This is a genomic window from Methylobacterium sp. C25 (assembly GCF_021352225.1).
GTDB lineage: Bacteria > Pseudomonadota > Alphaproteobacteria > Rhizobiales > Beijerinckiaceae > Methylobacterium.
On record NZ_JAAUVI010000001.1, the window covers coordinates 768,381 to 786,949 of the forward strand.

At 67.3% G+C, this 18,569-nt stretch carries 16 protein-coding genes; 11 read left to right on the forward strand and 5 right to left on the reverse strand.

Translation table 11 applies throughout. The features are described 5' to 3' along the window. Positions 1 to 45: 45 nt before the first annotated feature. A complete protein-coding gene (locus HCU64_RS03610; RefSeq protein WP_233382397.1) occupies positions 46 to 966 on the forward strand; it encodes a LysR family transcriptional regulator in 921 nt (306 codons plus the stop codon). 56 nt (positions 967 to 1,022) lie between these two features. Further along, positions 1,023 to 1,952, forward strand: coding sequence for an alpha/beta hydrolase (locus tag HCU64_RS03615; protein ID WP_233382398.1), 930 nt, complete (start codon positions 1,023 to 1,025; stop codon positions 1,950 to 1,952). A gap of 17 nt (positions 1,953 to 1,969) precedes the next feature. Here HCU64_RS03615 and HCU64_RS03620 read toward each other — a convergent pair whose 3' ends face one another. The 4 genes from HCU64_RS03620 to HCU64_RS03635 form a co-directional block, all read right to left on the reverse strand. After that, a complete protein-coding gene (locus tag HCU64_RS03620; protein WP_233382399.1) occupies positions 1,970 to 3,061 on the reverse strand; it encodes a sensor histidine kinase in 1,092 nt (363 codons plus the stop codon). After that, positions 3,058 to 4,560: an ATPase domain-containing protein gene (locus HCU64_RS03625; RefSeq protein WP_233382400.1), complete on the reverse strand. Its 1,503-nt coding sequence runs from the start codon at positions 4,558 to 4,560 to the stop codon at positions 3,058 to 3,060. Before HCU64_RS03625 ends, HCU64_RS03620 begins: the two co-directional genes overlap by 4 nt. A gap of 225 nt (positions 4,561 to 4,785) precedes the next feature. Further along, positions 4,786 to 6,591, reverse strand: a complete 1,806-nt coding sequence (gene lepA / locus HCU64_RS03630; RefSeq protein WP_233382401.1) for a translation elongation factor 4 — start codon at positions 6,589 to 6,591, stop codon at positions 4,786 to 4,788. 130 nt (positions 6,592 to 6,721) lie between these two features. Then, entirely contained in the window at positions 6,722 to 7,528 is an 807-nt protein-coding gene (locus HCU64_RS03635; RefSeq protein ID WP_233382402.1) for a HugZ family pyridoxamine 5'-phosphate oxidase, read from the reverse strand. 291 nt (positions 7,529 to 7,819) lie between these two features. Here HCU64_RS03635 and HCU64_RS03640 point away from each other — a divergent pair, with 291 nt between their 5' ends. The 6 genes from HCU64_RS03640 (at position 7,820) to HCU64_RS03665 (ending at position 13,288) form a co-directional block, all read left to right on the forward strand. Beyond that, on the forward strand, positions 7,820 to 8,530 hold the full coding sequence (locus HCU64_RS03640; RefSeq protein WP_233382403.1) for a response regulator transcription factor: 711 nt from the start codon (positions 7,820 to 7,822) through the stop codon (positions 8,528 to 8,530). 32 nt (positions 8,531 to 8,562) lie between these two features. Then, positions 8,563 to 10,413 (forward strand): sensor histidine kinase, encoded by a 1,851-nt coding sequence (locus HCU64_RS03645; RefSeq protein WP_267922177.1) that lies wholly within the window; start codon positions 8,563 to 8,565, stop codon positions 10,411 to 10,413. Next, on the forward strand, positions 10,410 to 10,937 hold the full coding sequence (locus tag HCU64_RS03650) for an HPr kinase/phosphorylase (RefSeq protein WP_233382405.1): 528 nt from the start codon (positions 10,410 to 10,412) through the stop codon (positions 10,935 to 10,937). Before HCU64_RS03645 ends, HCU64_RS03650 begins: the two co-directional genes overlap by 4 nt. A 123-nt stretch (positions 10,938 to 11,060) precedes the next feature. Beyond that, complete coding sequence (locus HCU64_RS03655) at positions 11,061 to 11,462, forward strand: PTS sugar transporter subunit IIA (RefSeq protein WP_233382406.1); 402 nt, start codon at positions 11,061 to 11,063, stop codon at positions 11,460 to 11,462. A 143-nt stretch (positions 11,463 to 11,605) separates the two neighbouring features. Next, complete coding sequence (locus HCU64_RS03660) at positions 11,606 to 11,923, forward strand: HPr family phosphocarrier protein (protein ID WP_233382407.1); 318 nt, start codon at positions 11,606 to 11,608, stop codon at positions 11,921 to 11,923. Between the two features lie 138 nt (positions 11,924 to 12,061). Further along, the gene (locus HCU64_RS03665; RefSeq protein ID WP_233382408.1) at positions 12,062 to 13,288 is read left to right on the forward strand and encodes an acyl-CoA dehydrogenase family protein; all 1,227 of its coding nucleotides are present in this window, start codon (positions 12,062 to 12,064) and stop codon (positions 13,286 to 13,288) included. 9 nt (positions 13,289 to 13,297) lie between these two features. On the opposite strand, the gene HCU64_RS03670 is transcribed toward HCU64_RS03665, so the two are convergent. Further along, positions 13,298 to 13,492, reverse strand: a complete 195-nt coding sequence (locus HCU64_RS03670; protein ID WP_233382409.1) for a DUF2735 domain-containing protein — start codon at positions 13,490 to 13,492, stop codon at positions 13,298 to 13,300. A 359-nt stretch (positions 13,493 to 13,851) separates the two neighbouring features. Here HCU64_RS03670 and HCU64_RS03675 point away from each other — a divergent pair, with 359 nt between their 5' ends. The 3 genes from HCU64_RS03675 to HCU64_RS03685 all read left to right on the forward strand — a co-directional run bounded on the left by HCU64_RS03675 (position 13,852) and on the right by HCU64_RS03685 (position 18,524). Further along, positions 13,852 to 14,766 carry a DUF3108 domain-containing protein gene (locus HCU64_RS03675; protein ID WP_233382908.1) on the forward strand — a complete coding sequence of 305 codons (915 nt, stop codon included), beginning with the start codon at positions 13,852 to 13,854 and terminating at the stop codon, positions 14,764 to 14,766. A gap of 75 nt (positions 14,767 to 14,841) precedes the next feature. Continuing rightward, positions 14,842 to 15,165 carry a hypothetical protein gene (locus HCU64_RS03680; protein ID WP_233382410.1) on the forward strand — a complete coding sequence of 108 codons (324 nt, stop codon included), beginning with the start codon at positions 14,842 to 14,844 and terminating at the stop codon, positions 15,163 to 15,165. 80 nt (positions 15,166 to 15,245) lie between these two features. Then, positions 15,246 to 18,524, forward strand: a complete 3,279-nt coding sequence (locus tag HCU64_RS03685; protein WP_233382411.1) for a helicase-related protein — start codon at positions 15,246 to 15,248, stop codon at positions 18,522 to 18,524. Positions 18,525 to 18,569 lie beyond the last annotated feature (45 nt).

An 18,569-nucleotide genomic window follows, 5' to 3' on the forward strand; every position in this document is an offset into this window, starting at 1 on the left:
GATAATTCGTGCAATCCTGCACGAGCTGTTCGATTTGATGCATCAATGCCGCGCGCCGACCTTGCTGCCCTTTCCGTCTTCGCGACCGTCGCCGAAAGGTGCAGTTTTCGCGCGGCAGCACGTGAGCTCGGCCTGTCACCCTCGGCCGTCAGCCATGCGGTCAGCGCCCTGGAAGCGCGTCTCGGCGTCCGCCTGCTGGCCCGCACCACCCGAAGCGTCGCTCCGACCGAGGCCGGGCGCGCCCTCCTGCGCGAGCTTCAGCCGGCGCTTGCCGGGATCGACGCAGCCGTCGGGCAGGCGATGGAGAGCGGCGCGAATCCGTCCGGGCTGCTACGCATCACCGTGCCCCGCTCCGTGGTGGAGGTGCTCATCATGCCGCGCCTCGGCGATTTCGTGCGCGCCTATCCCGGCATTGCGGTGGAGTTTCATGCCGAGAATGGCCTGATCGACATCGTCGCGCAGGGTTTCGATGCGGGCCTGCGGTTCGGCGAGAGCCTGAACAGCGAGATGATCGCCGTTCCCTTCGGGCCACGCCAGCAGCGTCTCGTCGCCATCGGCGCCCCGAGCCTATTGGCGGAACGCCCGCCCCCACGCCATCCGCGCGATCTCGTCGATCATCCCTGCCTCGCCATGCGGCTGACGAGCGGTGCGCTCTACGCCTGGGAGATGGAAAAGGACGGCGAGGCCATCGACGTCGCCGTGACCGGCCCGCTGATCTTCAACGACAATCGCCTGATCCTCGCCGCGGTGATCCAGGGCCTGGGCTTCGGCTTCATTCTGGAAGGCCTCGCCGCGCCGGCCATCGAGCGCGGGGAGATCGTGCGGATCATGGAGGATTGGTGCCCGATCTTTCCCGGCTTCTTCCTCTACTATCCGAGCCGGCGGCAGATGCGGCCGGCTTTGCGCGCCTTCATCGACTTCTTCTCGGAGGCCGCAAAGCCCTCTTCGGAGCGTGGGCTTGCTTGACAGTCCGGCGCACCGGCCAAGATCACTCGCGCCACCTCCTCTCCGCCGGAGCCCCCATGACCGACCCCAGTCGTCGCGCCCTCATCGCCGGAAGCGCAGGCGCGTTGCTCGGCGGAGGGCTGATCGCCGCCCCGAGCGCCGCGCAGAACCTCGTCGAGGGGCCCGACAACTGGGCGACGATGAACCGGGCCGAGCGCGATGCCGCCTACAACAACTCGGCAGCCGTGCCGGAGAGCGCCGGCATGATCGATCGCTGGAACGCCGCCTCGGCCGACCTGCGCAAGCAGCACAAGGACACGGTCGATCTCCCCTACGGCAAAGGCGAACGCAATCGCTGGGACCTGTTTCCGGCCAAGGATCCGAAGGCGCCGTGCTTCGTCTTCGTCCACGGTGGGTATTGGCAGGCACGCTCGCGCGAGAGCTTCGCCTGCCTCACGGACGGCGTGCGCGAGGCCGGGATGTCCGCTGCTCTGCCGGGCTATACGCTCGCGCCCGACGCCACCCTCTCGCAGATCCTCGCCGAGCTGATCTCGGCGCTCGATTGGCTGGGCAAGGAGGGTCCGGCGCACGGCATCGAGGGGCCGGTGATCATCTCCGGATGGTCGGCGGGCGGCCATCTCGCCGCGCGGCTGCTGCCACATCCGAGCGTGCGGGCCGGCCTCGCCATATCCGGTGTCTTCGAGCTGGCCCCTCTGCGCGACACCTATCTCAACGAGAAGCTCAAGCTGACTGACGAGGAGGTGGCGAACCTCTCTCCGCTCCGCTTGCCTGCCGTCGAGAAGCCGCTGACCCTGGCCTACGGCACCGCTGAGCTGTCGCCCCTCGTCGAGAATTCGCGCGTCTTCCACGCTTTCCGCGCCGCGCAGCATGCCCCCGGTGCGCTGATCCCCGTGCCGAAAGCCAACCACTTCACCGTGCTTGACGCGCTGCGCCCGCGCGACGGCCTGCTCGCGCGGGCGGCGATCGATCTCGCCTACGGTCTCTGATCAGGCTTAAACCGGCTTCAGGTCAGCGGCGCCTCGATCCGGCAGACCACACCAGTCGGCTCGAAGGCGATCTCGACCGTGCCGTCGAGGTCGCGCGCCAGGCTGCGCTCGATCAACCGAGAGCCGAAGCCGCGCCGCGTAGGCTTCACGACGGGCGGCCCGTCCTGCTCCTGCCAAGTGAAGCTCAGACGCGGGTCGTGCCCGTGTGTGTCCTCAGACGACCAAGCGATGGTGACGAATCCGGCTTGGCTGGAGAGGGCGCCGTACTTCACGGCATTGGTGGCAAGCTCCTGCAACGCCATCGCGATGGCGAGCGACATACGCGGGTTGACGCGCACGTCCGGCCCCGTCACCCGGAAGCGCCGGCCGTCGCGGTCGCGAAACGGTGCGATCGCCTGGGCCACGACGTCGTGGAGATCGGCCCCGTCCCAGTTCTCGCGGGTGAGCACGTCGTGAGCGCGCGAGAGGGCGAGCAGGCGCTGCTCCAGCGCCTCGTTGGCCTGAGTGGTATCGTCGGCGTTGCGCAGGGTTTGCATCGCGATCGACTGCACAGTGGCGAGCGTATTCTTCACCCGGTGGTTCAGCTCGTCGATCAGCAGCCGTTGGTGTTCGGCGGCAACCTTCTCGGCGGCGAGCATCACCTTGAGCCGCGCCTCGCCGAGGCGAAGGTCTTCCAGACGCCCGCGGGCCTCGTACTGACGGCGGCGGCCGCGCAGGGCGGCCTGCACCATGCTGATCAGGGTGGTCGGGTGGAACGGGCGCTCCAGGAAGCTGGTGTTGCCGAAGACTTCGGAGAGTCGAGCGGCCGCGGGGTTCCGCTCGACGCCGCCGCCGTGCCCCGTCAGGACGATGAAGGGAATGTCGGACCAGGCCGGCTGGGCCGCGATCCATCGGCTGATGCCGGCGAGATCCGCCGTGCGTACCGCCTCCTCGGTGACGAGCACCATGCCGGCGATCTCCTCGAGACCGCGTTGCAGGGCCGATATATCCTCGCAGATCAAAGCACGCAGATCCGCCTCCCGGAGCAGGGCGGCGGCGATCGCGGCGTCACGCCCGAGGGGGGCAAGTATCAGCACCCTCTCGGAATTCGGATTTCCTGGAGCGGTCACGGCGTCGCATTATCCAGGAGCGGAACGCTCTCCTTGACCAATTCGGGAACCCCGCGAAACACGCCCTGAAACTCCTTGAGCGGTTCGCCGACCCGCAGGCCGTCATCGCCGATGCGGTATTCGCGAATCGTATCCTCGTGCGCTCCGGTCCGCTTCTTCACGACCGAGATCGCCCGGCGCACTTGCCCTGTCGCTTCGAAGTAGCGCAGCAGGATCACCGTGTCGGCGAGGTAGGTGACGTCGACGGGCGCCTTCATGTTGTCGCCGAGGAGCCCGTGCTGGGCCACCGTCACGAAGGTCGTCGCCCCCTGACGGTTCAGGTATTGCAGCAATTCGTGGATGTGGAGGATCAGAGCGCCCTCCTCCGGCATCGCCGCCTGGTAGCCGTTGAGGCTGTCGATCACGACGGTCTTGGCCTGCAACTCGTCGACCACGCTGCGGACCTTGTGGGCGAACTCTCCCGGCGAAAGCTCGGCCGCGTCGACCTGCTCGATCACCAGTTGGCCGCTGTCGCGCTTCGCTTCGAGATCGAAGCCCATGACCCGCGTGCGCTCCAGCAGCAGGCCGAGTTCCTCGTCGAAGATGAACATCGCGGCCCGCTCGCCGCGCGCCACCGCCGCGCAGACGTATTGGATCGAGAACAGCGATTTGCCGGTTCCCGCCGGTCCCAGGATCAGAGTACTCGATCCAGTATGGACGCCCCCGCCGAGCAGGGCATCGACCTCGGGAATGCCGCAGGTCAGCGGAACGCGCTCGAACGCCGTCTTGTGTTCCAGGGAGACGAGGCGTGGGAACACCCGGATACCCCCTGTCGTGATGGTGAAATCGTGGTTGCCGCCACGGAAGCGCTGGCCGCGGTACTTGATCACACGGAGCCGGCGGCGTTCGGCGCCGTAATCGGGCGCCAGTTCCTCGAGCCGGATCACGCCATGCGCAATGCTATGGACCGCCTTGTCCATCGTGTCGCTGGTGAGATCGTCGAGCATCAGCACCGTCGCGCCCTGGCGCGCGAAGTAGTGCTTGAGAGCGAGGATCTGCCGCCGATAGCGCAGCGAGCTTCCTGCGAGCAGCCGGATCTCCGACAGGCTGTCGAGCACGACACGGACGGGCTTGATCGCGTCGACCTTCTCGAAAATCGCTTTGGTGCTCTCGCCGAGTTCCAGGTCGGACGAATAGAGCAGGCTCTGCTGCTGGTTGGCGTCCAGCAGGCTCTCCGGCGGGGTAAGTTCGTAGATGTCGACCTTGTCGCCGATCGTCCAACCGTGGGATTCCGCGGTTTCGCGAAGCTCGCCTTCCGTTTCCGATAGCGAGATGTGGAGGCTTCGCTCGCCGAGCCGCGCGCCCTCGAGCAGGAACTGCATCGCGATCGTGGTCTTACCGGTGCCTGGATCGCCCTCGAGCAAATAGAGCCGGTTTCGAGTCAGTCCGCCGCCGAGAATGTCGTCGAGACCGGATACAGAAAAGGCGGCCTTTCCGGCCATCATTGGGATCGAAGTCATAGGGCTCAAACGTCGCCGTACCGAAACTGGTTCACTCGTAAGCCGGCGAGGGATCACACGGACCCATCTCTGAGCCGGCTCGAGAACCGAGCCTCAGCACTCCGCTGGAGCCCACCCGGAGCACGTCCGACGATGCGGCTTCTGCCCGTCACTCAGCTGCATGTCGAGGCAGTTGCGGCCTCGCGATCGACGCGCCGTTGCGCGCGACGCAGGCAGTGAAGGAACTCAGTCGTCCATCTTGAGCGCGGCGATGAACGCCTCCTGTGGGATCTCGACGCGGCCGAACTGGCGCATCTTCTTTTTGCCCTCCTTCTGCTTGTCCAGGAGCTTGCGCTTCCGGGAGATGTCGCCGCCGTAGCACTTGGCGGTGACGTCCTTGGAAAGGGCCTTGATGGTCTCGCGGGCGATGATCTTTCCGCCGATCGCCGCCTGGACCGGGATCTGGAACAGGTGGCGCGGGATCAGGTCCTTGAGCTTCTCGCACATGGCGCGGCCGCGATGCTCGGCGCGCGAGCGGTGGACCAGCATCGAGAGGGCGTCGACGGGCTCGGCATTGACCAGGATCGACATCTTCACGAGGTCGCCCTCGCGGTAGTCGGAGATGTGATAGTCGAACGAGGCGTAGCCCTTCGAAATCGACTTCAGGCGGTCATAGAAGTCGAACACCACTTCGTTGAGCGGCAGGTCGTAGACGACCATGGCGCGCTTGCCGACGTAGTTGAGGTCGACCTGGGTGCCGCGTCGGTCCTGGCAGAGCTTGAGCACGCCGCCGAGATATTCGTCGGGCGTCAGGATCGAGGCGCGGATCCAGGGCTCCTCGATCGACTCGATCTTCATCACGTCCGGCATGTCGGCCGGATTGTGCAGCTCCTTCATGGTGCCGTCGGTCATCTGCAGGCGGTAGATGACGGAGGGCGCCGTCGAGATCAGGTCGAGGTTGAATTCGCGCTCCAGGCGCTCCTGGATGATCTCGAGGTGCAGCAGACCGAGGAAGCCGCAGCGGAAACCGAAGCCCAGCGCGGCGCTGGTCTCCATCTCGTAGGAGAACGACGCGTCGTTGAGCCTGAGCTTGCTCATGGCGCTGCGCAGGTTCTCGAACTCGGCGGCGTCGACGGGAAACAGCCCGCAGAACACCACCGCCTGCACGTCCTTGAAGCCCGCCAGCATCTCCTTGCACTGGCGCTTGTCCTCGGTGATCGTGTCACCGACGCGGGTATCGGCGACCTCCTTGATCGAGCCGGTGAAGAAGCCGACCTCGCCGGGGCCGAGCTCGCCGATATCCTGCATCTTGGGGCGGAACACGCCGATCTTGTCGACGCCGTGAACGGCGTCGGCCCGCATCATGCGGATGTTCATGCCCTTCTTCAGCACGCCGTCGACGATGCGCACGAGAACGACGACGCCGAGATAGACATCGTACCAGGAGTCGACCAGCAGCGCCTTGAGCGGTGCGTCGCGGTCGCCCTTCGGCGGCGGCAACCGGGTGACGATGGCCTCCAGCACCGCCTCGATGTTGAGGCCGGTCTTGGCCGAGATCGGCACGGCGTTCGAGGCGTCGAGGCCGATCACCTCCTCGATCTGCTCCTTGACCCGGTCCGGCTCGGCCGCGGGAAGGTCGACCTTGTTGAGGACGGGCACGATCTCATGGTTGGCGTCGAGCGCCTGGTAGACGTTCGCGAGAGTCTGCGCCTCGACGCCTTGGCTGGCATCGACCACCAGCAGAGAGCCCTCGCAGGCGGCGAGCGAGCGCGAGACTTCGTAAGCGAAGTCGACGTGGCCGGGCGTGTCCATCAGGTTGAGGACGTAATCCTTGCCATCCTCGGCCCGGTATTCGAGGCGCACCGTCTGCGCCTTGATGGTGATGCCGCGTTCCTTCTCGATATCCATGGAATCGAGCAGCTGCTCGCTCATGTCGCGCAGCGCCACCGTGCCGGTGGTCTGGATCAGCCTGTCGGCGAGCGTCGACTTTCCGTGGTCGATATGCGCGACGATGGAGAAGTTGCGGATGTTGTCGATGGGTGAGGTGGTCATCGTGGTCCCCGGCGCGAGGCCGCCCGTCCGAAGAGCGGCTGAGGCGCACGGCATGTCTGAAGAGGAAAGGTTTTCGAGCCGCGGGAGATAGCAGCGGCAGGCCCCAGCGCCAAGGCGGCAGCGAAAGGCGTTAGGCCCCGCCACCCGCCCGCGCGGCCTGGGCCATCGCGACGAGAGATTTTCGCAGGGCGCCCATATCCGTGACCGGGCTCGGATAGAGCACCCGCGCCGTGCGATCGCCCGCGATCAGATCCATGCCCTCCGGGTCGAGGCCGGTCAGGCGCCAACCGCCGCCCTCTTCGCCGACGCCCTTGGCATAGAGCTCGATCGCGTCGGCGTGGTCGGCATTCATGTGCTCGACTGCGCCGCGCTCACCCTGGATCACCGCCTCGGCCTGGCCGAGGTCGAGCAGCAACTCGGAGGGCGTCAGCGTCGCGGCCTTGGCGAAGCCGCCGTTGAGGTGCCCGGCGATTGGCTCCAGGGCAAAGAAACCGAAATCCGGGAAATCGGCGTAGAGCTTCGCCTTCGGATGGCGCGCCAGGAAGCGCTCGCGCCGGCGCTGCTCGTCGGTGCGCACGGCCTGACCCGTGACCGTGAGACGCGGATGGGCGAGCGGATCGCCCTTCCCGCCGGCAGAGAACAGAAGCGAGGCGCGCGGATCGGCCATCAGGTTGCGGGTATGGGCCGAGAGCCGGGAAAGCAGCATCAAGGGCGTTCCGTCGACATCGGTGGCAATCGTCACGAGCGAGGCGAACGGGATGCCGCTCTCGGCATCGAGGGTGGCGAGCGCCCCGGAGCGGATGCTTCGCAGGAGCTGCCGCCCAAGGCCGATCGCGTCGAAGGGCGCCTCGCCCGCAGGAAGCGGCCGGGCGGGCTCGCGCGGCTGCGAACCGCCTTCCGGTTCAGCCACTTGCTTCGAGGGCCCGTTCTCCGACATCGCCTGGCTCCTGCTGCGGCACTGCGCCGGCTCGCGAAACCAGCATAGCGCGCAGGCACCCGGCGGCGCGAGAGCGCCACGTCGGGGCTCGCCCTTCATACGGCCAAGCTATGAGACTCGCTCGCTTTTTTCGAACGATGGTCGTAAAGAACCTGTCTCTGATGCGCGAAGCGGTTCACCCCCGAAGCGAACCGCGATCCGCGTCGATGACAAGCCTGTTCAACAGGACCGGCACCGGGGCGGCATTTCTCGTGACCATCCGCCGACGCGCCGATTAGTCAGGGAAAGCGCATGCCGACCATCGCCCTCGTCGACGACGACCGAAACATCCTGACTTCGGTCTCGATTGCGCTCGAGACCGAAGGTTACCGTATCCAGACCTACACCGACGGCGCCTCGGCGCTCGACGGTCTGAAGCACTCTCCGCCCGATCTCGCGATCTTCGACATCAAGATGCCGCGCATGGACGGAATGGAACTTCTCAGGCGGCTGCGGCAGAAATCCGACCTTCCCGTGATCTTTCTGACCTCGAAGGACGAAGAGATCGACGAACTGTTCGGCCTCAAGATGGGCGCGGACGACTTCATCCATAAACCGTTCTCGCAGCGGCTCCTGGTCGAGCGCGTGAAGGCGGTCCTGCGCCGTTTCGCCCCGAAGGATCCGGCCAACGCTGCCAAGGCCGAGGCCGATGCCGCCGCCCGCTCCCTGGAGCGAGGCCAGCTCATGATGGACCCCGAGCGGCACACCTGCACCTGGAAGGGTGAGCCGGTGACCCTCACCGTCACCGAGTTCCTGATCCTGCAATCGCTCGCCCAGCGTCCGGGGGTGGTGAAGAGCCGCAACGCGCTGATGGACGCGGCCTATGACGACCAAGTCTATGTCGACGACCGCACCATCGACAGCCACATCAAGAGGCTGCGCAAGAAGTTCAAGGTGACCGACACCAGCTTCGACATGATCGAGACGCTCTACGGCGTCGGCTATCGCTTCAAGGAAGCGTGAAAGCCCTCCACAGGACGAAGCGCCTCAGCGCGATGCTCGCACCCTTCTTCCGCAACTCCTCGTCCGGCGATGCCGGCTCGCGCACGGCCGGCCGCTTCGGCACGCTGTCGACGTTGTTCCGCCAGCCGCCGCTGAACTGGCTGAGCGACGTCTGGAACGGCATCGGCCAGCGCGCATCGTCCAGCCTGACGCGTCGCATCGTCGTCCTGAACCTCGTCGGGCTGATCGTCCTGCTCGTCGGCTTCCTCTACCTGAACCAGTTCCGGCAGGGGCTGATCCAGGCCCGCATCCAGAGCCTGCTCGTCCAGGGCGAGATCATCGCCGGCGCTCTGGCCGCGCAAGCCTCGGTCGATACGGACACGATCCGCGTCGACCCCGACCGCCTGCTCCAGCTCCAGGCCGGCGAAGGCAAGGAGAGCGACGACGACCCCTCCGCGCTGAGCTTCTCCCTGAACCCGGAGAAGGTCGCGCCGCTGCTGCGCCGTCTGGTGACGCCGACCGGGCACCGCGCCCGCGTCTACGATCAGGAAGGCAGCCTGCTGTTCGACACGCGCTCGCTCTCGACGCGTGGCGAAGTTGGCCGCCCCGAGATGCCGCGGCACAAGCGCAATTTCCTCGAACGAAGCTGGGACTTCCTGCAGGTCCGCATCCTCGGCCTGATGCTCGGCGACCGCGCCGGGACGGCCGAGGAGGTCGGCCCGCAGAACGGCCGCAGCCTCAAAGAGGTCGAGGCGGCCCTGTCCGGTTCGCGCGGAACCATCGTGCGCCGGAACGACCTCGGCGAGACCGTCGTCTCGGTCGCCGTGCCGATCCAGCGCACCGGCGGCGTGCGCGGCGCGTTGATGGTCTCGACGCAAGGCGACGACATCGACCGCGTCATCGCCTCCGAGCGCTTCGGTCTGCTTCAGGTCTTCCTGGTGGCCGCGGCAGTGATGCTGGTGCTCTCGATTCTGCTCGCTGGCGCCATCGCCGGGCCGGTGCGGCGCCTCGCCGATGCGGCCGAGAAGGTCCGCATGGGCATCAAGTCGCGCCAGGAGATTCCGGATTTCACGAGCCGCACCGACGAGATCGGGCATCTTTCCGGCACGTTGCGCGACATGACCCAGGCGCTCTATCGCCGGATCGACGCCATCGAGAGCTTCGCGGCGGATGTCAGCCATGAGCTGAAGAACCCGCTGACCTCACTGCGCAGCGCCGTCGAGACGCTCCCGCTCGCCAAGTCCGACGAATCGCGCGGCCGCCTTCTGGAAATCATTCAGCACGACGTGAAGCGGCTGGACCGCCTGATCAGCGACATCTCGGACGCCTCGCGCCTCGACGCCGAACTCGCCCGCGCCGAGGCGCGCCGCGTCGACCTCAAGAAGCTGCTGACCACCGTGGTCTCGGTGGCGAACGAGCGCAGACGTGCCGATGCGGCGGTCATCAAGTTCGACCTCGAAAAGCCCCCGAGCGAGTTCGACGACCCGTTCCGCATCGTCGGCCATGACAGCCGCCTCGGCCAGGTGGTGAACAATCTGCTCGACAATGCCCGCTCTTTCTCGCCGCCCGGTGCAGGGGTGCGGGTCGCCCTGCGACGCTCGGCCAAGGAAATCGAGTTCATCGTCGAGGACGAGGGGCCTGGCATCCCCGAGCATGCCCTCGAACGCATCTTCGAGCGCTTCTACACCGACCGACCAGAACAGGGCTTCGGCCAGAATTCGGGGCTCGGCCTATCGATCTCGCGGCAGATCATCCAGGCCCATCGCGGCACGATCCGCGCCGAGAACCGTCCCGGCCCTGCCGATGAGGATGGCCAGCCCACGGTGCGCGGCGCGCGCTTCACGGTGCGGCTGCCGCCGGCCTCGCGCGCCGACCTTTTCGGACCCGACGAGAAGGCCGCATGAGCGAGGACGGGCGAGTCTCGGCCTCCGAGCTCACCTGCCACGCGACCTGCCTCGTCCTCGGCGAGGACGGCATCCTGATCCGAGGCGCAGCCGGCACCGGGAAATCGTCGCTCTGCCTCGAACTTCTCGACCATGCCGACATGGTGGGGCGATACGCGCGGCTCGTGGCGGATGACCGGGTTCGGCTTGCCTTGCGGCATGGCCGCATCGTCGCCCGCCCACACCCGGCCGTCGCGGGCCTGATCGAACTGAGGGGACTCGGCATCCGGCGCATGATCAACGTCGCACCGGCTGCCGTGATTCGGCTGGTTGTCGACCTCGTGGACGCGTGTCCACGATACCCGGACGACTCGATCGAGCCCGCAACGATTCTTGGGATCGGGCTGCCCAGGCTGCGGCTTGAACCGCGCCAGCCTCGCGCATACGTGATTCGACAGGCGCTTACTGCGATGCGGCAAGAAGCGATCGTGTCTCCACGGTCGCACTCGGCCGCCGCTATGGCCGCGGACGACCGCGACGTGTAGCGCCGGCAAGGTCATCATGTATGGTGATGGCTGAGAATGGACAAAACGTCTCAGATGGCTCGCGCTGTATCTTGCGCTGCACAACTCGGCGACGCCGCTCGGACGGCGTCGGAAAGCGGTTCCATGATTGGAATGGTTCTCGTGACCCACGGCATGTTGGCGACCGAGTTCAAGGCCGCGCTCGAACATGTCGTCGGCCCGCAGGAGCAGATCGAGACGATCACGATCGGCCCCGAGGATGACATGGAGTTGCGGCGGCGCGACATCATGGCCGCAGTCGCGAGGGTGAATTCGGGCGCGGGCGTCGTCGTGCTCACCGATATGTTCGGTGGCACGCCATCGAACCTCGCCCTGTCCTGTATGAACGGCGGCCAAGTCGAGGTGGTCGCCGGAATCAACCTGCCGATGCTGATCAAGCTCGCCAGCGTGCGTGACGAAGAAAGCTTGAGCGACGCGGTGCTCCATGCCCAGGAAGCCGGCCGCAAATACATCAACGTCGCCTCACGGGTCCTAGCCGGAAAATAGCCCACCGGCTTTGCGCCCTGCGCGACAAGTCCTTCATCCTGTCGGTCGCCGTTCAGCTTGAGCGCTCTATCTGCGCTCTGGCTTCCCACCCGCTTGGGAGGCTCTTTTCCGGTCCGGCCGCTTTCCAGGACGACGCGACGGCGATGAGCGACAGTTTCACCGATGACGAGGCGCCGGAGATTCCCGACGGCGGCTTCCTGCGTTCGCTGCCGATCATCAACAAACGCGGCCTGCATGCGCGCGCCTCGGCGAAATTCGTGCAGATGGTCGAGCGCTTTTCCTGCACGGTCACGGTGACGCGCGCCGGCGAGACGGTCGGCGGACGCTCGATCATGGGCCTGCTGACGCTGGGCGCTGCTCAGGGCACCTCGATCTACGTCACGGCCGTCGGCGAGGATGCGCAAGCCGCGCTCGACGCGATCGACGAGTTGCTGGCGACCCGGTTCGGCGAAGACGAGTGAGCGGCTGGCCAAGGGCCAACCCGATCCAGCCATTGGTGATTCCGCCTCGGCAACCGTCGGCGCGCGAGCGGGTTATAGCCCGAACACGGCCGCGCTTCGTGCAAGGCCACGCGTCACGCAATCGCACCCGGAGCCCCAATGCCGAAGCAGGACCGCCATCAGCCACGGCCGCCGGAACTGCTTTCTCCTTGGCGTAACGATACCCGCGTCCGGCTCCAGCGCGAGGCCCGCGCCTTCGCACGCGACGTCGTTCTGCCGATTGCCGACGAGCTCGATCCGCAGAAGGACGAAATGCCCCGCTCGCTCATCGACGCGATGGCCGAGAAGGGATGGTTCGGCATCACCATCCCAGCCGAATACGGCGGCATGGGCCTCGGGGTCTTCGAATATTGCCTGATCTCGGAAGAGCTGTCGCGCGCCTGGCTCTCGGTGGGCTCGATCCTCGCCCGCGGCCAAGGCCTCGGCACCCAGACGCTCGACGACGACCGCAAGCGGGAATTGCTGCGGAAATCCGCCCGCGGCGAGTGGATCGGCAGCATCTCGCTCTCCGAACCGACCGCGGGATCGGATCTCGCCGGCGTGCAGACCCGGGCGGTGCGCGACGGTGACGAATGGGTCCTGACCGGCACGAAGCGCTGGGCCGGCTTTGCGAAGGCTGCCGACTTCATCGAGGTCCTCGCCCGTACCCGTGATCCGGAGCCGGGCGAATCCCGCTCGGCCGGGCTCGAGCCGTTCCTCGTCATCAAGAAGCCCGGCACTTTCCCCAACGGCATTACTGGAAAGGTGATCGACAAGATCGGCTATCACGGCTTCCTCACCTTCGAACTGGAGCTCGACGGCGTGCGCGTGCCGGAGAGCGACCGGCTCACGGGGCTCTACGGAGACGAGGGTGCGGATGGGGATTCCGGCGGCTTCGCCTCGGTGCAGCGAGGGCTCAACATCGCCCGCGTGCATACGGCCGCCCGTGCCGTGGCGGTCGCGCGCGCTGCCGTCGAGGACACGCAGGCCTATCTGCAGGAGCGCGAGCAGTTCGGACACCCGATCGGCGACTTCCAAGCGCTACGTTTCGCGCTGGCCGATATGGCGGCGGAGGTCGCACAGGCCCGCGCCTTCTGGCAGCAGGCCGCGCATCTGCTCGACGAGGGAGAACCGGCCGAGAGCGGCTGCGCCATGGTGAAGCTGCTCGCCACGGAGATGGCAGTGAAGGTCACGAACCAAGCCATGCAGCTGCACGGCGGCAACGGCTACACGACCGAGCGACGGGTCGAGCGCTATTGGCGCGATGCGCGGCTGACGACGATCTTCGAGGGGACGAGCGAGATCCAGCGCCGCATCATCAGCGACAGGATGCTGCCGAAGGCGTGAGCGCGGGGCTCACGACTTGCGGGCGCGATCCTCTGCGATAGCGGCGTCGTGATACGAGCCGCTTCCGAAATCGCAGAAAGCAATCCGCGAGGGCATCAGCTCGATCACCGGCGCGACCTGATCGCGCTGGATCGGTTGGCCTGCACGTGCGCGCGGCACAAACTGATAGATCCGGGCCGATTCCTGGTGGCTGCTCACGGACATCGCATTGCCTCTGCTTGTGCGATCCTACGATTACTAACCTTCAATTCGAAGTTCGTATCAGACATTTCAAGTCGTTAACATCATCTTAATGATGAAATGCCGTCGAATGCTTTCAATATGTGCATGCTGAATTTCGGATCATTCGTGAGCAACTGCAGCAAGCATGCCGAAACTTTGGACGCGCCGAAACATCGGGCAGCGGGCCGGTCCGGCCGGGCGGCTTTCTGCGGGTGTGCCCTCCTGGCGACTTCACGCCGGAGAACCGTCTGTTAACCATGAGGCTGGACGATGGATCCGTAATGATGCGTCCAGTGCCGACACCGGTCGCGCGCTGTTCTGAGGACATTCCAGTCGTGACCATGTGCGCCCTGCCCGCTCCGCGCGCCGCCCTCATCTCGGCCGCCCTCCTGTGCGGTCTCGCCAGCGGCAGTGCCGAGGCCCGGCCGCGGGCAGCAAAGGTTCCGCCCGGCGGGACGGGCGTGGTCGTCGATTATGGCGTGAACCTCGCCGGCTTCCCGATCGGCACCGCGCAGCTCTCCGGCGCCTTCCAGGGCAGCCGCTACAGCATGGACGTCTCGGCCCGGCTCACCGGCCTCGTCGGCGCCGTCACCGGCGGCCAGGGCTCGGCCCGCGCCTCGGGAGCCCTCGCTGACAAGCCGCTTCCGAATGCCTTCTCGATCGCGACCCGCACCACGAATTCCGGCATCGCCGTGCGCATGGCGCTTGCCAACGGCAACGTCTCGCGTGCCGAGGTCATCCCGCCGCTGCCGGACATGGGTGACCGCGTTCCGGTGACGGCCGCCGCCAAGCGCGGCATCGTCGATCCGGCCAGCGCCCTTTTGATGCCTGCGCATGGCCGCGGTGAGCTCACCGATCCCGCCAATTGCAATCGGACCCTGCCGATCTTCGACGGCGCCACCCGCTTCAACGTGGTGCTGAGCTATGCCGAGACCCGACAGGTCGAGAAGCCCGGCTACAGCGGCCCGGTCCTGGTCTGCAACGCGCGCTACGTGGCGATCGGCGGCCATCGCCCTGACCGTCCCGGCGTGAAGTTCATGGAAGACAACCGCGACATGTCGGTCTGGCTCGCGCCGGTCGAGGGGTCGCGCGTGCTCGTGCCGATGCGCATCTCGGTGCGCACGACGGTCGGCACCAACATCATCGAGGCGACCCGCTGGACGCGCTCCGGCGGCGCTCCGACCGGAACCGCCGGCCACACGGGTGGCTCCGCGGCGGGAGCGACGTTCGCGCAGGCGGCGATTTCCCCGCAATAAGCCGGCGATAACAGGCGGCGTGGTCGCGATGCCGGAGAGAGTGAAATCTTCACGGTTCCCGAGTGTGATCACCCGATGCGCCGGAATGTTCTCTTCGTAGCGACCCTGATCCTCGGCAGCCCTGCCGCGGCAGGCGAACTGACCGCTGGGACCCCCGATTGCGGCGGCGATGCCTTTTCCTCTGCTGAGGTCATCGAGCACCGGCCGCCTCGGCGCGGGCCGCTGACCGCCGTGCCGGAAACCCTCTGCGCCGACCTCACGCCGCAGCAGCCTCCGGCGAGGGTCGACATCTACGCAAACCCGATCATCGCGCCGCAGGTTGGCTCCGGGCCGCGTTCGGCCCCATATGGTATGCGGCAGCCGCTCGTCGGAGGCCCGCCGCAGCCGCGCTATCCGTAGAGGGTTCGCCGGCTACGGGTTCACCGGCGCGGCCTCGACGCGCATCGACGTCCCCCGTCGAAGGGACCGCCGACCACAGGATGAACTTTCACTCACTTTCCCCGCGGGCGCGCTCGCGCGGTGCCACGGCGGTGCTCGGCCCAACCAATACCGGCAAGACCCATCTCGCCATCGAACGGATGCTCGCGCATCCCACCGGCATGATCGGGCTGCCGCTGCGGCTGCTCGCCCGCGAGGTCTACCTGCGTGTGGTCGCACGGGTCGGCGAGGAGAAGGTCGCCCTCGTCACCGGCGAGGAGAAGATCAAGCCGGAGCGGCCGCGCTACTGGATCTGCACCATCGAGGCGATGCCGCGCGACCTCGACGTCGCCTTCGTCGCCATCGACGAGATCCAGCTCGCCGCCGACATGGATCGCGGCCACGTGTTCACCGACCGCCTGCTCTACCGGCGCGGACGTGAGGAGACGCTTCTGATTGGCTCCTCGACTATGGCGCCGCTGGTGCAGGCGCTGGTACCGGGCATCCAGATCACCACGCGGCCGCGCCTCTCGCAGCTCACCTTCGCCGGCGAGAAGAAGATCTCGCGCCTGCCGCGCCGCACGGCGATCGTCGCCTTCTCGGCGGAGGAGGTCTACGCCATCGCCGAGTTGATCCGGCGCCAGCGCGGCGGCGCGGCGGTGGTGCTCGGCGCGCTCTCGCCCCGGACCCGCAATGCGCAGGTCGAGCTCTACCAGTCGGGCGAGGTCGACTACCTCGTGGCGACGGACGCGGTCGGCATGGGGCTCAACCTCGACGTCGACCACGTCGCCTTCGCCGCGACCTGGAAATACGATGGCACGCGCTTCCGGAAGCTGACGGCGGCCGAGATGGGACAGATCGCGGGACGCGCGGGACGCCACCTCTCCGACGGCACTTTTGGCTCGACGGGACGCTGCAAGCCCTTCGAGCCGGAGATGGTCGAGGCGCTGGAGAACCATCAGTTCGACCCGCTGCGCATCTTGCAATGGCGCAATCCGGATCTGAACTTCGGTTCCCTCGACGCCCTGCAGAAGAGCCTCGACGAGCATCCGCACGAGAGTGGCCTGACCCGCGCGCCAATCGGCGAGGACCAAGCCTCCTTCGAGATCCTGTCGCGAGAGGACGACATCCGCGACCTCGCGCAGGGCAAGGCTGCAGTGCAGAGGCTCTGGGACACTTGTGGCGTGCCCGACTACCGCAAGGTCCATCCGCAGACGCATGCCGACCTCGTGGCGCAACTCTACCGCTTCCTGATGCGCGGCATGGCCGGACGCATCCCGAATGACTGGTTCGCCAAGCACGTCGCGATGATCGATCGCACAGATGGCGACATCGACACCCTGTCGCAACGGATCGCCCAGGGGCGCACCTGGACCTTCGTCGCCAATCGCCCCGATTGGCTGATCGACCCCCTGCATTGGCAGGGCGAGACTCGTCGGGTAGAGGACAGGCTGTCGGATGCCCTGCACGAGCGCCTCGCGAGCCGCTTCGTCGACCGGCGGACCAGCGTCCTGATGCGGCGCTTACGAGAGAACGCGATGCTCGAAGCTGAGATCACTCCCGGCGGTGACGTCACCGTCGAGGGTCAACATGTCGGCCACCTCCACGGCTTTCAGTTCGTCCCCGATGCCAATGCAGAGGGCCAGGAGGCCAAAACCCTGCGAAGCGCCGCCGAGAAGGCGCTGGGCGGCGAGATCGAGGCCCGTGCCGAACGCTTCTCGGCAGCCGCCGATTCCGCCCTGGTGCTTTCGCATGACGGCATCGTGCGCTGGACCGGCGACCCGGTGGCCAAGCTCACCCCCGGCGACAAGCTGTTCGAACCGGGCCTGCGCCTGATCGCCGACGAGGGCCTGACCGGCCCTCATCGCGAGAAAGTCGAGACCCGGCTCAATGCCTGGCTAAAGGCCTACGTGGTGCGGCTGCTCGGCCCGCTCATGGAGATCGAGTCGGCCGCCGATCTCACCGGCCTGTCGCGCGGCATCGGCTACCAGGTGGTCGAGGCGCTCGGCGTCCTCGAGCGCGCCAAGGTCGCCCACGAGATGCGCACCCTCGACCAGGATGGCCGGGCGAACCTGCGCCGCCACGGCATCCGCTTCGGCGCCTATCACATCTTTTTGCCGGCTCTCCTGAAGCCGGCCCCGCGCACCCTCGCGGCCCAACTCTGGGCGTTGCGAAACGGCGGTCTCGATCAGCGCGGCCTCGACGAGATCGCGCATCTCGCCGGCTCCGGCCGCACATCGATCAAGGTCGACCAAGACATCGCCAAGGGGCTGTACCGTGCCGCAGGCTTCCGCGTTTGCGGCGAGCGGGCCGTGCGCGTCGACATCCTGGAGCGCCTCGCCGACCTGATCCGGCCGGCCATCGCGTACCGTCCCGGCACGACGCCGGGCGAGCCGCCACCCGGCACTGCCGATGGCGACGGCTTCACGGCAACCGTCAACATGACGTCGCTGGTCGGCTGTTCGGGCGAGGATTTTGCCTCGATCCTCAAGTCGCTCGGTTACGTCTCCGAGACACGCGAGGGTCCGGCCATCACCGTTCCGCTCGTCCCGGCCGCCGCAACCACGCCTGCCGCGCCGTCGCAGCAGACGGCCGCCACCGAGGCCGTCGTCTCCGACGAGGCCGAGGCAGCGGGCAACGAGTTGGCCGAGCCGACCGCGGAAGCCGCAGCATCCGGCGAGGCCGATGCCGCCGAGGCGCCTGCGGCCGAGGCCGCCGCCGAAACGGCCGTGGAAGCTGCCCCGACCGCTGCAGAGCCCGAGGCTGAGGCCCACACCGCTGAGGCGGCAGCCACCGCAGAACCCGAGACAGCAACAGAAGAGCCTGCTGCCGAGCCTGCGCCCGAAATCACAGCCGTCCAGGCCGCTTCCCCCGAGCCGGACTCCACGGCCGAGACCGCTGCGGCGGAGGCCTCGGCCGAAGCCGCCGCCCCGGCTGAGCCAGCTCCTCCCGAGACGACCGAAGTCTGGCGTCTTCACCGCCATCAGCGTCCCGCCGGCCAGCGGCCGAACCGCGGTCCGCGCCAGGGCGAGCCGAGAACCGGGGAGGCCCGCCAAGACGGAGGCCGCCGCGAGGGCGGTCGTCCGGAGGGCGGACGGCGTGACGATCGCAACCGCCGCGGCGGCGATCGCCCCGAAGGCGGACGCGAGCGTTTCGAGGGCGGCCCGCGACGCGAGCAAAGGGGCCGTCCTGATCGCCGGCCCGATCAGGCGCGTGACGACGTCCGGAAGGCGGAGGCCCGCCCGCCGCGCCGTGAGCGGCAGCCCGACCCCGACTCGCCCTTCGCTAAGCTCGCCGCACTCAAGGCGCAGCTCGAATCCGGCGACGGCGGCAAGAGCTGAGCCGAGCTGACGAGGACGCCGCGATGGGGACACCCGCAACGGCGC

Bases quoted from the DNA above. Each gene is read 5' to 3' on its own strand.
- HCU64_RS03635 (WP_233382402.1), bottom strand. From the start codon at position 7,528: ATGTCGGAGAACGGGCCCTCGAAGCAAGTGGCTGAACCGGAAGGCGGT.
- HCU64_RS03670 (WP_233382409.1), bottom strand. From the start codon at position 13,492: ATGTCCGTGAGCAGCCACCAGGAATCGGCCCGGATCTATCAGTTTGTG.
- HCU64_RS03685 (WP_233382411.1), top strand. From the start codon at position 15,246: ATGAACTTTCACTCACTTTCCCCGCGGGCGCGCTCGCGCGGTGCCACG.
- HCU64_RS03680 (WP_233382410.1), top strand. From the start codon at position 14,842: ATGCGCCGGAATGTTCTCTTCGTAGCGACCCTGATCCTCGGCAGCCCT.
- HCU64_RS03660 (WP_233382407.1), top strand. From the start codon at position 11,606: ATGAGCGACAGTTTCACCGATGACGAGGCGCCGGAGATTCCCGACGGC.
- HCU64_RS03640 (WP_233382403.1), top strand. From the start codon at position 7,820: ATGCCGACCATCGCCCTCGTCGACGACGACCGAAACATCCTGACTTCG.
- HCU64_RS03655 (WP_233382406.1), top strand. From the start codon at position 11,061: ATGATTGGAATGGTTCTCGTGACCCACGGCATGTTGGCGACCGAGTTC.
- HCU64_RS03610 (WP_233382397.1), top strand. From the start codon at position 46: ATGCCGCGCGCCGACCTTGCTGCCCTTTCCGTCTTCGCGACCGTCGCC.
- HCU64_RS03645 (WP_267922177.1), top strand. From the start codon at position 8,563: ATGCTCGCACCCTTCTTCCGCAACTCCTCGTCCGGCGATGCCGGCTCG.
- HCU64_RS03675 (WP_233382908.1), top strand. From the start codon at position 13,852: ATGTGCGCCCTGCCCGCTCCGCGCGCCGCCCTCATCTCGGCCGCCCTC.
- HCU64_RS03625 (WP_233382400.1), bottom strand. From the start codon at position 4,560: ATGACTTCGATCCCAATGATGGCCGGAAAGGCCGCCTTTTCTGTATCC.
- lepA (WP_233382401.1), bottom strand. From the start codon at position 6,591: ATGACCACCTCACCCATCGACAACATCCGCAACTTCTCCATCGTCGCG.
- HCU64_RS03650 (WP_233382405.1), top strand. From the start codon at position 10,410: ATGAGCGAGGACGGGCGAGTCTCGGCCTCCGAGCTCACCTGCCACGCG.
- HCU64_RS03615 (WP_233382398.1), top strand. From the start codon at position 1,023: ATGACCGACCCCAGTCGTCGCGCCCTCATCGCCGGAAGCGCAGGCGCG.
- HCU64_RS03665 (WP_233382408.1), top strand. From the start codon at position 12,062: ATGCCGAAGCAGGACCGCCATCAGCCACGGCCGCCGGAACTGCTTTCT.